We start from the raw sequence: 11,443 nt of genomic DNA, 5'->3' as shown, positions 1-11,443 counted from the left end.
CGAGGGAGCCGTCCCCGAGGAGAAACCCCCGGTCCGGACGCGCATCCTTGAGAAAGGTCGGGGCGGTAGCTATAAGCCCCGACCCACTACAACGCTGGACCTCCCTCCCATCCTGGGTGGGGGCAAGGCGCACTGGAGAGTAGCCATGAAGCCCGACCTGCACCCGGTCTACCCGCCCTCCCGCATCACCTGCGCGTGCGGCAACATCGTCGAGACCAAGTCCACCCGCGGCTCGTTCAGCGTGGAAGTCTGCTCGAACTGCCACCCGTTCTTCACCGGCAAGTACAAGCTGCTGGACACGGCCGGCCGCATCGACCGCTTCAAGAAGAAGTACGCGAACAACGCGCCGGCCGCCAAGAAGGGCGCCAAGGCCGCCGAGCCCGAGAAGGCGTAGTCCTTCGGCTCCACAGCATCCGCAGCACCCCACGAGCAGGGTCGTGGAGAGCCTCGAAAGACAGAGGCGCTCCCCGCCCTGCTCGCGGTGTTTCAGCTCCAGGCGCTCGTCAAATTTTCACGCGCGCTTTCGGTGCTACAGCCAATTACAGGCCAGAAATTCGACGTAGCACGCAAGTGACCGCACAGTCCGCCGCGTCCCAGAGACGTCTGTCCCAAAGACGGAGGCGTGATGTTCGCGGAAGCTGCTGCCCCTGCCCTGAAGATTGTCCGACGCTCCCAGAACGACAGCGTCTTCGCGAAGCGCGGGGAGGCCTACACGCTGCTGCAGGGCGACAGCCTGGAGCTGATGGCCCAGCTGCCCGAGCAGTCCTTCGACCTCATCTTCGCGGACCCGCCGTACTTCCTCTCCAACGGCGGCACCACCTGCAAGGGTGGCAAGCGCGTCTCCGTGGCGAAGGGCCAGTGGGACGTGTCCCGCGGAGTGGAGGAGGACCACGCCTTCACCACCAAGTGGCTCGCCGCCTGCCAGCGCCTGCTGCGCCCCAGCGGCACGCTGTGGGTGAGCGGCACGCAGCACGTCATCTTCAACGCCGGCTTCGCCATGCAGAAGCTGGGCTACAAGCTGCTCAACACCGTCACCTGGTACAAGCCCAACGCGAGCCCCAACCTGGCGTGCCGCTACTTCACGCACTCCACGGAGCTGCTCATCTGGGCCTCGCCCGCGTCCGGCGGCAAGCTGAAGCACGTCTTCAACTACCAGCGCATGAAGGCGGAGAACGGCGGCAAGCAGATGCGCGACGTGTGGAACCTGCCGCGCAACGGTGACGAGGAGCTCACCGCCGACGGCGCCGGCCGCATGTGGACGCAGACGGCCCCGCGCGGCGAGGAGAAGGCCTTCGGCAGCCACCCCACGCAGAAGCCGGTGGCCCTGCTGGAGCGCATCCTGGAGGCGAGCTGCCCGGAGAACTCGCTCATCCTGGACCCCTTCAACGGCAGCGGCACCACCGGCGTGGCCGCCCTGAAGCACGGCCACCGCTACGTGGGCATCGACATGAACCCGGAGTACCTGGCCCTGTCCAAGAAGCGCCTGGACGCGACCCTCAAGTAACCCGCCTCACGCGCGGGTGAGGATGAGCTCCACGCCCTGCCGGGCGATGGGGTGGTACCTCGCCCCGTTCTTCTCGAACGCCGCGCGCGCCACCTTGCGGTGGTCGCGCGACGAGGCGAGCACGCTGTAGAGCGGCTTCAGGTACTTCATCCGGCCCACCTCGCCGAGGAACTCCTCGGCCCGGCCGAGCGGAGCATCGAAGCCCGCGCGCAGCGCCGCCACCAGCCACGCCACCAGCACCTCCGAGTTGCGGCTGCCCGTGAGCGAGAACCTCGCGTCCAGCTCCCGGAAGACGTCCTGGGACGTGTCCGCCGGCATGGACTCCAGGAAGAGCTGCCACTCGGTGGGCGTCCAGTCCTTCGTGTCCGCTTGCGAAGGCACCGTCCCGCGCAGCTTCTCCAGCGCCTCCAGCCGCGCGGAGGTGGGCCGGGGCGCGCTGGGCGGCACGCCGGGCCGGTTCAGGTACGCGTCCGCGTCCACCTTGGCCAGGGCCCCCGGCAGCTCGGCCTCCGTGAAGCGGACGAACTCCTCCGTGGTGAGCGCCTGGAAGCGGTACTTCGCCAGGTAGCGGCGCAGGAAGCCGTCGAAGGTGGGACGGCCCACCGCGTCCTCCAGCGCGCGCAGCAGCAGGTAACCCTTCTCGTAGGGAATCTGGGAGAAGGCCTCGTCCGGGTCCACGCCGGACAGGTGCGTGCGCAGCGCGGTGAGCTGCGGGTGCGCGCGGAAGTGGTGCAGCGCTTCATCCAGCGAACGGCGCCCCAGGGCCGCGTGCAGCGCCGCGACCTCCGGCCCCGCCAGCGCCTCCAGGATGCGGCGCTCCGCGAAGACGGTGAAGCCTTCGTTCAGCCAGAAGTGCTCCGCGGACGCGTTCGTCACCAGGTTGCCCGTCCACGAGTGCGCCAACTCGTGCGCCACCACGTTCACCAGGCTCTTGTCCCCCGCGATGAGCGTGGGCGTGAGGAACGTCAGGCGCGGGTTCTCCATGCCGCCGTAGGGGAACGACGGCGGCATCAGCAGCAGGTCGAAGCGCTCCCAGTCGTACGGCCCGAAGAGCGACTCCGCGGCCTTGAGCATGTCGTCCACGCCCGCGAACTCGTCCGCCGCGTCCTCCAGCGCCTCCGGCTCCGCCCACACCCGCGAGCGCGGCCCCAACTCCTTGGACGTGAGGCTGCCCACCGCGAACGCCAGCAGGTACGGGGGCACCGGCTGCGGCATCTCGTAGTGCTCCTCCGCCTCCACGCCGTGCTCCTCGCGCGCCACGAACGAGGCCGCCATCACGGACTTGAGCTGCTTGGGCACCCGCAGGGACGCGCGGTAGCGGATGCGGATGCGCGGCGTGTCCTGCAGCGGCACCACGCTGCGCGCGTGGATGGCCTGGCACTGGCTGAACAGGAACGGCTGCTGCCCACCCGCCGTTTGCGACGGCGTCAGCCACTGCAGCGCGCTCGCCTCCGGGGACGTGCGGTAGCGCACCGTCAGCTGCTTCAGCCCCGCGGGCAGCTCAATCCGAAGCCGGCTGCCGAGGATGGGTTCAGGAGGGGAGAGGATGTAGGGCAAGGGGCGACCCTGGGCATCCACCACGCCCCGGATGTCCAGGTCGCGGGTGTCCAGGTCGAGGGGACCTGCTGACGCCTCCTTGAGCGTCAGCGTGGCCTCCGCGTGCAGGCGGCGCGTCCGGAAATCGACGCGGGCCTTCCAGTCCAGCGTTTCGGTCTCAGGCTGCGTGCTGTCGTTGTACGAGTGCGGGTCGAGGCGAGCCATGGGGCCCGACTTGTAGTCGGGGAGCCGACCTCCTGGCGAGCACACCCGACGGCAATGCCGGTTGACTTCCGGGTCAATCGCCTACATTTGTGCAGTCCCCTACTTCCTTTTATGGGAGCCGATTTCCGATGACGACCCGGATCCGAAAAGTGGCGGTGCTTGGCGCTGGCGTGATGGGCAGCGGCATCGCCGCGCATCTGGCCAACTCCGGCGTGCGCGCCCTGTTGCTGGACATCGTTCCGCCCCAGGCTGCTCCGGGCGAGGACACCGCTTCCAAGGCGTTCCGCAACAAGTTCTCGCAGGGCGCCATCGCGAACCTGCGCAAGGCGAAGCCCAGCCCCATCGTATCCGAGCAGGTGCTCGCGGCCATTGAAGTGGGCAACCTGGAAGACGACCTCGCGCGCCTGGGCGAGTGCGATTGGATCATCGAGGTGGTGAAGGAGGACCTGGCCGTCAAGCAGGCCCTGTTCGCCAAGGTGGAGAAGCACGCCCGCAAGGACGCCATCATCTCCTCCAACACCTCCGGCCTCTCCATCGTGGGGATGACCGAAGGCCGCGGCGCGGACTTCAAGAAGAACTTCCTGGTCACGCACTTCTTCAACCCCGTGCGCTACATGAAGCTCCTGGAGCTCGTGGCCGGCCAGGAGACGAGCGCGGAGGTCGTGAAGACCCTCCACAAGTTCGGCGAAGAGGTGCTCGGCAAGGGCATCGTCTACGGCAAGGACACCACCAACTTCATCGCGAACCGCATTGGCGTGTACGGGATGATGCGGACCATCTCCGAGATGCAGAAGACGGAGATGTCCATTGAAGAGGTGGACAAGATCTTTGGCCCGGCCATGGGCCGTCCCAAGTCCGCCGTCTTCCGCACCGCGGACATCGTGGGCCTGGACACGTTCACCCACGTGGCGAAGAACTGTTACGACACGCTGACGCACGACGAAGAGCGCAACGTCTTCGCCGCCCCGGACTTCCTCCAGAAGATGGTGGAGAAGAAGATGCTGGGCGACAAGAGCGGCGGCGGCTTCTACAAGAAGGACCGCTCCTCCGGTGGCAAGGACATCCTCGCGCTGGACCTGAAGACGCTGGAGTACCGGCCGCAGGCGAAGGTGCGCTTCGACTCGCTGGGCGCCGCGAAGGACATCGAGAACGTCAAGGAGCGCGTGGCGTCCGTGATGAACGCGGATGACAAGGCCGGCAAGTTCGCCGAGCGCGTCACCCTGGACGTGCTGGCGTACTCCAGCCGCCGCATCCCGGAGATCGCGGACGACCTGGTCAACGTGGACCGCGGCGTGCGCTGGGGCTTCGGCTGGGACCTGGGGCCCTTCGAGGTCTGGGACGCCTACGGTGTCCAGAAGGGCGTGGAGCGCATGAAGGCGCTGGGCCTCAAGCCCGCCGCCTGGGTGGAGGAGATGCTGGCCAAGGGCCGCACGTCCTTCTACGGCGTGCAGGACGGCCGCGACACCTACTGGGACATCCCGTCCAAGTCCGTGAAGCAGGTGTCTGAGAACGCGCGCACCTTCCGCGTGGAGTACCTCAAGCGCGGCAACAAGAAGATCACCGGCAACGACAGCGCGTCGCTGTGGGACATGGGCGACGGCGTCACGCTCTTGGAGTTCCACTCCAAGATGAACTCCATCGACGATGACATCATCGCGATGATGAACACCGCGCTGGATGAGACGGAGAAGAACTTCAAGGGCCTCGTCATTGGCAACGACGGCTCCAACTTCTCCGCCGGCGCGAACATCATGGCCATGCTGATGGCGGCCAAGAGCGAGGACTTCGACTCCATCCGCAAGATGGCGTCCGCGTTCCAGGCGGCCAACCAGCGCATGCGCTACAGCCCCGTGCCCGTCGTGACGGCGCCCTTCAACCTCACGCTGGGCGGCGGCGCGGAGGTCACCATGGGTGGCAACGCGGTGCAGGCCAGCGCGGAGCTGTACATGGGCCTCGTGGAAGTGGGCGTGGGCCTCATCCCGGGCGGCGGCGGCACCATGATGCTGCTGCGCAACGTGTTCGGCGGCTACGCGGCGGACAAGGACTTCGACTCGCTGCCCTTCCTCAAGAAGGTGTTCCTCGCCATCGGCATGGCGAAGGTCGCCACCAGCGCGGAAGAGGCTCGCGAGACGGGCTTCCTGTCCCAGCAGGACGGCATCACGGGCAACCGCGACTTCCTCCTGTCGGACGCGAAGTCGCGCGTGCTGGGTCTGGCGAACGGCGGCTTCCGCCCGCCGCGTCCCACGCGCTTCCGGCTGCCGGGCCCCAACGGCGCGGCCACCATCGACATGATGCTGTACGACATGCAGCTCAACAATCAGATCAGCGCCCACGACCGGAAGATCGCCCAGAAGCTGGCGCGCGTGCTCTCCGGTGGTGACACCAGCCCGTCCGTGCTGGTGACCGAGGAGAAGCTGCTGGAGCTGGAGATGGAAGCGTTCCTGAGCCTCATCGGCGAGGAGAAGACCCAGGACCGCATGATGTTCATGCTCGAGAAGGGCAAGCCGCTGCGCAACTAGCGCGAGGCGTTTACCCAATGGTTTTCCAGACGCGAATTCCGAAGCACGCCCGGACGGTGTCCGGGCAGGGAGACATCTAAAATGTCCGGTCGAGTCGTGATTGCCAGCGCGGTGCGCACCCCCTTCACCCGCGCCCACAAGGGAGAGTTCAAGGACACGCGGCCGGATACGCTCGCGGCCCTTGCCATCAAGGAGGCCGTCGCCCAGGTCCCCGGCTTGAAGCCGGCGGACGTGGAGGACGTCATCATGGGCTGTGCCATGCCGGAGGCGGAGCAGGGCATGAACGTGGCCCGCAACGCGAGCCTGCTCGCCGGCCTGCCGGACACCGTTCCGGGCCTGACCATCAACCGCTTCTGTTCCTCCGGCGTGCAGTCCGTGGCGCAGGCGGCGCAGGGCATCAAGTCCGGAATGCTCCAGGTGGCCGTGGCCGGTGGCACCGAGTCCATGACCATGGTGCCCATGGGCGGCAACAAGGTCTCCGCCAACCCGGAGATCATGCAGAAGCTGCCGGAGGTCTACACCTCCATGGGCGCGACGGCGGAGAACATCGCCTCCCGCTACAACGTCACCCGTGAGGACGCGGACAAGTTCGCCGCCGAGTCCCAGCGCCGCGCGGCCACGGCCCGCGAGCAGGGGAAGTTCAAGGAGGAGATCTTCCCCGTCACCACCACCATGTTCGACGAGGACGGCACCCAGAAGCAGGTGACCGTCTCGGTGGACACCATCCTGCGCCCGGAGACGACGGTGGAGGGCCTGGCCAAGCTGCGCCCGGCCTTCAACGCCAAGGGCGTGGTGACGGCGGGCAACGCGTCTCCGCTGACGGACGGCGCGGCGGCCGCGGTGGTGATGAGCGAGGAGAAGGCGAAGGAGCTCAACGTCAAGCCGCTGGGCTACTTCGTGGACTACGTGGTCGCCGGCGTGCCGCCCGAAATCATGGGCGTGGGCCCGGTGCCCGCCATCCGCAAGCTGCTGGAGCGCAACAAGCTGAAGGTGGAAGACATCAGCGTGTTCGAGCTCAACGAGGCCTTCGCGGCGCAGGCGCTGCACTGCATCCGTGAGCTGGGCATCCCCCAGGACAAGGTGAACCCGAACGGCGGCGCCATCGCCCTGGGCCACCCGCTGGGCGTGTCCGGTGCGCGCATGGTGGCCACCATCCTGCGCGAGCTGAAGCGCCGGGACGGCCGCTACGGCGTGGTGAGTATGTGCATCGGCGGCGGCATGGGTGCCGCGGCGCTGGTGGAGTTGGCGAAGTAATCCGCTTCCGCTTCGCGCCCCCTGGTGGCTTCAAGGGGGCGCGAGGTGGACTGTCAGGAGGCCGGGGCGTCCGGGTCGTTCACCGGGACGCCCGCCAGGCGCAGCACCCGCAGCGCGTTGGTGGTGTCCACCACCCCCTGCCGGAGCCGGTAGTCGAACACCATCTTCCCGTCCTCCAGGTGGTCGCGGAAGTGGACGTTCACCACGTGCGAGCCCGGCTCGTCCGCCAGCACCGCCAGGGACAAGTCATGCGTCGTCACCGCGCCACACGCGCCGGAGGCGAGCAGGAGCCGCAGCACCTCGCGTGAGGCAATCTGCCGTTCGCGGGTGTTGGTGCCCAGCAGGATTTCGTCCAGCAGGAAGAGCGCCTGGCCCTTCGCGGCCGCCGCCGCGTCCAGCACCATTTTCAGCCGCAGCACCTCCGCGTGGAAGTACGACACGCCGCGCTCCAGCGAGTCCTTCACGCGCATGCTGGTGAGCACCTGCACTGGAGACAGCCGGAACGACGCCGCGGACACCGGCGCGCCCGCCAGCGCCAGCACCACGTTCGCGCCCAGCGCGCGCATCAGCGTCGTCTTGCCGCTCATGTTGGAGCCGGTAATCAGCAGCGCGTGACGCGGGCCGGGCAGGGACACGTCGTTGGGCACGGGCGCGTCCAGCAGCGGGTGTCCCAGCGCGGTGGCCTCCACGCTCGGGCCCTGGGCGTGCAACTCGGGCCAGGTGAAGGCAGGGCGGTCATGGGCCAGTCCTCCCAGGCAGCAGAGGGCCTCCAGCTCCGCGAGTCCCTCGAACCACTGACGCACGTCGCGGCCGTGGGCGGCGCGCCAGTTCTCCAGCGCGAAGAGGGCGTGGATGTCCCAGAGCGTGACCCAGTGGACCAGGGGGTGGAACTGGTGCCGCTTGAACTCGATGAGCGAGAACAGCCGGCTGAAGCGCTGGAACAGCACGGACACCGCCGGGCCGCTCTGCGCCCTCAGGCCGGACTGGAGCTGCTTGAGGCGTGGATGCTCGAAGGTCTGCTTCTCCACGCGCTCGAAGATGGAGGCGTAGCGCACGAAGCCGCGCTCGCCGCGCTCCACGGCCTCGTCCATCTGCCGCAGCGTGCGGCGCGTGGCCACGGCGATGCCCAGCTGTGCGAGCAGCCCCACCCAGACGGTGCTGTCTGGAATCACGCCAACAGTGCCCAGGATGAAGAGGGTGAGCGTTATCAGGGGCAGCACGATGGCCAGGGGCCGTGCCCAGCGGATGGCGTCCAGCGAGGGCCCGGCTTCCGCCCACTGGATGAAGAGGGCCGGGTCCGCCTTGTCCTTCGCCACCACGCGAGCGTCCACGCAGAGGTCCTGGCGGAAGTCCACGCTCGGGGCCAGCTCGCGCGCGGCGCCCTGCCGGGTCACCACCGTCTCCGCGGTGGCGGGGGAGGACAGCCACGCGGCCAGCCGCTCCTCACCCGCGCGCGTCGCAGTCTCGTTGATGAGCTGGAAGAGGCTGCCCTGGCCAAAGACATCCAGGTCCGTGGCGTAGAGGTGGTTGGGGGAGAGGAACCGCTCGCCCTTGTCCGTGAAGGAATGCCAGCCGCCCTCCAGCCTCGCCAGGCCGCGCTCGTTGAGCAGGACGAAGAGGCGCGCGCGCTGCTCCTTGAGGAACACCTGGTGGTGCAGCACCGCCAGCAGGCCATAGACGGCGAGCGCCCCGGCCGCGGCCCACCACCAGGGCTTGGGCAGCCGGCCCATCAGTGTCAGCGCTGCGATGACCAGCGCCGCCACGAAGGCCACGGTGCGCAGGTTGGCGTACCGCGCGCTGACGCGGTCCAACTCCGTCAGGTCCGCCTGGGCGGCGGCGCGGCGGTCGGTGTACGTGCGATGCGGGCTCTGGGACTCGGTCGGGGCGGGCACGATGGTCGCGCATGCTGTGCGGCCCCCCGTCCGAGGGCAAGCGCTCAACGCGTCCCGTCACGCTTCGATGCCAGTCGAGGACAGCCGTTGGACGGGGGCACGATGCGCAGGGGGCCTGGACCCGGCTTCCAGCGTCGAGCGGGCTCGCGGTTGACTCCCAAGGGGCCTCCGGGATTTGAATGCGGCCCATGAGGGACGGTCGGGCCGGCCGTGCCTCATCGAGGGGGCTCACCCCATGTCGTTACCCAAGGTCGTACTGGGCGGAGGGCTCCTCATGGGCCTGCTCGCCGCGCCTCCCGCCGAGGCCCGCTTCGGCAAGCGCTCGGACTCCACCGAATCGTCGAAGCCCGTCCACGAGGCGACCGCCATCGGTTCGGACCGGGACGACGATTCGAAGAAGGACGACGAGAACAAGAACCGTTCGTCCAAGAGCAAGAGGACCACGGTGTCCTCCACGGACGACAGCTACGAGTACAACTCGAGCGCGTCCAGCGATGCCGCCTCCTTCATCCTGGGCGCCATCTTCGAGCTGCTGTTCCGGGGCATGGGGGAGGCCATCGCCAACACGGGCACCCACCACGGCCACGAGAGTGTGGCTCCGGACGCGCCGCCCCAGCGCAACTCGCTGCGGCACGCCGTGCCGTTCTCCTTCCGCGCGGGCCTGCTGGTGTCACCCCTCAGGGGCGGCACCGGCTTGGACTTCGACCTCGGCTGGGAGGCCCAGCGCTTCGGCATGGACCTGCGGATGTCGCGGCTGACGGGGACGTGGGACACCTCGGCGTACCGCGACACGCGCACCCTGGGGGAGATGCACGTGACGTACTCCCCCCTCGTCCGGGAGGAGCTCCGCCTGCGCATGGAAGCAGGCGTCTCCACCCTGGATGCCCCCGGGCGCGTCTACGTGGCCCCCAGCCTGGGCATGTCCGTGGAGGCGTGCCTGCTGGGCCCCCTGGACGTGGAGGGGCGCCTGCAGATGACGCCCGGGCCCTACCAGCAACTGGACGCGCGCGGAGGGCTCGCGCTGCACCTGGGCAGCCTCATGCTGCGCGGCGGGGTGCGCTACCTCGCGCTGGACTCCGAGGTGGCCCCGCTGGGGCTGCCTCTCGGCTTCACCCCCGAGTTCGGCCTGGGCTTCATGTTCTGAACAGCGCCGTGCGCTGAAAACACCACGGGCCCGGCCGCGGATGCTCTCGCGGTCAGGCCCGTTGGACGTCACGGTCCCCTTGAAGGGACGTGTGGATTACTTCTCCTTGGAGGCCAGCTTGCGCAGGGCCTTCTGGTCACGCACGCAGAGGATGCGGCCGACGTTGCCGAGCACGCCCTCGCGCTTCATCTCGTTGATGAGCGTGGACACGAAGGAGCGCGAGGCGCCCACCAGGTCCGCCAGGTCCTGCTGGGTAATCCCGCGCAGGTCCGTCTCACCGCCGTGCGGGCAGCGCTCGCCGTGCGCCTCCACCAGCGTGAGCAGGGTGTCCGCCAGCCGGGCCGGAACCTCCTTGAAGGTCAGGCCCAGGACGCGCTTGCGCAGCGAGCGCACGCGGTCCGCGTAGGCGCGCACCACGTCCACCGCCAGGGCCGGACGGGCCTCCAGCTGGGCGCGGAAGTCGCGGCCCTCGATGCTCCACACCTCGGCCTCGCCCGCCGCCACGGCCATCTCCTCGATGGGCGTGCCTTCCGGGCGGAACAGCTCGCCGAACAGGTCGCCCGGGCGCAGGATGGACACCACCGAACGGGTGCTGTTCTTGCCAATGCGCATCAGGCGCACGCGGCCGGACTTCAGCAGGTACACGCGGTCAGACGTGTCGCCGGGGCGGTAGATGGTCGAGTTGTGCGGGAAGGACTCGACCTTGAAGTACCCCTTGAAGTCGATGGCCTCCTGGCCGGGGACCAGCTTGTTCGCGGTCACCATCATGCCGGACGACGTCGCCTGCAGCGGCGCCACGACGTTGGAACCGATAGGGCCGAGGGGGCGGTTGAAGCCGTGCATGGGAGACTCCTGGGAAGGCGGAAAGGGATGGGGAAGGTTGGTCGCTGCTGCTGCTGCGGACGGACCTTGCTCTTTCCAAGAGGCGTGCCATGAGCACTTGAACTATTCCCGGGGGAACAGTTCGAGGAATGCCGGGTACTTAGCGCTACACCCCGGTTTGGCCCCCCCCACTGTGTCCAAAACCTGAAACAGAACGTTCAAACAGTCTGATCACTTTGAACGAAACGTTAAACAGGCACACCGGTTTGTCCGGGCTGGGACACTGTCAGGAAGCATCCTTCACCGGATAAGGGTGCACCTGTGGACCCTGCCCCTGTGCGAGACCGAACTTTTGAAGCTTTCGTTCAAGCGTTGGACGGCTGATGCCCAGGATCTGACACGTGCGTCCCTTGTGGCCCTTGGTGACGGCCATGGCCCGGGCAATGAGCTGCCGTTCGGCCTCTTCCAGGGTGGGGATGAGGCTCACGTCGTCCACCGCGGGGGCCGCGAACATGCCGCCCGCGGCGCCGGGGGCGCGGTGGGGGTC

General features: G+C 68.2%; 9 protein-coding genes. 5 read left to right on the top strand and 4 right to left on the bottom strand.

Going from position 1 to position 11,443, the window contains the following annotated elements; translation table 11 throughout:
- Positions 1-145: 145 nt before the first annotated feature.
- Together rpmE and D7V77_RS36125 are read left to right on the top strand one after the other, a co-directional pair.
- The gene (rpmE, locus tag D7V77_RS36130; protein WP_120580811.1) at positions 146-394 is read left to right on the top strand and encodes a 50S ribosomal protein L31; all 249 of its coding nucleotides are present in this window, start codon (positions 146-148) and stop codon (positions 392-394) included.
- A gap of 231 nt (positions 395-625) precedes the next feature.
- On the top strand, positions 626-1,504 hold the full coding sequence (locus tag D7V77_RS36125) for a site-specific DNA-methyltransferase (RefSeq protein WP_120580810.1): 879 nt from the start codon (positions 626-628) through the stop codon (positions 1,502-1,504).
- Positions 1,505-1,510: 6 nt separating this feature from the next.
- Here D7V77_RS36125 and D7V77_RS36120 read toward each other — a convergent pair whose 3' ends face one another.
- A complete protein-coding gene (locus D7V77_RS36120) occupies positions 1,511-3,265 on the bottom strand; it encodes a M1 family metallopeptidase (protein ID WP_120580809.1) in 1,755 nt (584 codons plus the stop codon).
- 128 nt (positions 3,266-3,393) lie between these two features.
- Here D7V77_RS36120 and D7V77_RS36115 point away from each other — a divergent pair, with 128 nt between their 5' ends.
- Together D7V77_RS36115 and D7V77_RS36110 are read left to right on the top strand one after the other, a co-directional pair.
- Positions 3,394-5,784, top strand: coding sequence for a 3-hydroxyacyl-CoA dehydrogenase/enoyl-CoA hydratase family protein (locus D7V77_RS36115; RefSeq protein WP_120580808.1), 2,391 nt, complete (start codon positions 3,394-3,396; stop codon positions 5,782-5,784).
- A gap of 81 nt (positions 5,785-5,865) precedes the next feature.
- On the top strand, positions 5,866-7,038 hold the full coding sequence (locus D7V77_RS36110) for a thiolase family protein (protein ID WP_120580807.1): 1,173 nt from the start codon (positions 5,866-5,868) through the stop codon (positions 7,036-7,038).
- Between the two features lie 53 nt (positions 7,039-7,091).
- Here D7V77_RS36110 and D7V77_RS36105 read toward each other — a convergent pair whose 3' ends face one another.
- Positions 7,092-8,930: a DNA mismatch repair protein MutS gene (locus D7V77_RS36105; RefSeq protein ID WP_120580806.1), complete on the bottom strand. Its 1,839-nt coding sequence runs from the start codon at positions 8,928-8,930 to the stop codon at positions 7,092-7,094.
- A 235-nt stretch (positions 8,931-9,165) separates the two neighbouring features.
- Here D7V77_RS36105 and D7V77_RS36100 point away from each other — a divergent pair, with 235 nt between their 5' ends.
- Positions 9,166-10,074, top strand: a complete 909-nt coding sequence (locus tag D7V77_RS36100; protein ID WP_139919695.1) for a hypothetical protein — start codon at positions 9,166-9,168, stop codon at positions 10,072-10,074.
- Between the two features lie 96 nt (positions 10,075-10,170).
- Here D7V77_RS36100 and mrpC read toward each other — a convergent pair whose 3' ends face one another.
- The gene (mrpC, locus tag D7V77_RS36095) at positions 10,171-10,917 is read right to left on the bottom strand and encodes a Crp/Fnr family transcriptional regulator MrpC (RefSeq protein ID WP_014395195.1); all 747 of its coding nucleotides are present in this window, start codon (positions 10,915-10,917) and stop codon (positions 10,171-10,173) included.
- A 265-nt stretch (positions 10,918-11,182) separates the two neighbouring features.
- Positions 11,183-11,443 (bottom strand): helix-turn-helix domain-containing protein (locus D7V77_RS36090; RefSeq protein ID WP_199733948.1); only part of this gene is annotated, 261 nt, incomplete at its 5' end.

This window comes from Corallococcus sp. CA041A (genome assembly GCF_003612075.1).
Classification (GTDB): domain Bacteria; phylum Myxococcota; class Myxococcia; order Myxococcales; family Myxococcaceae; genus Corallococcus; species Corallococcus exiguus.
This window is presented reverse-complemented; position numbering and strand designations above follow the sequence as displayed.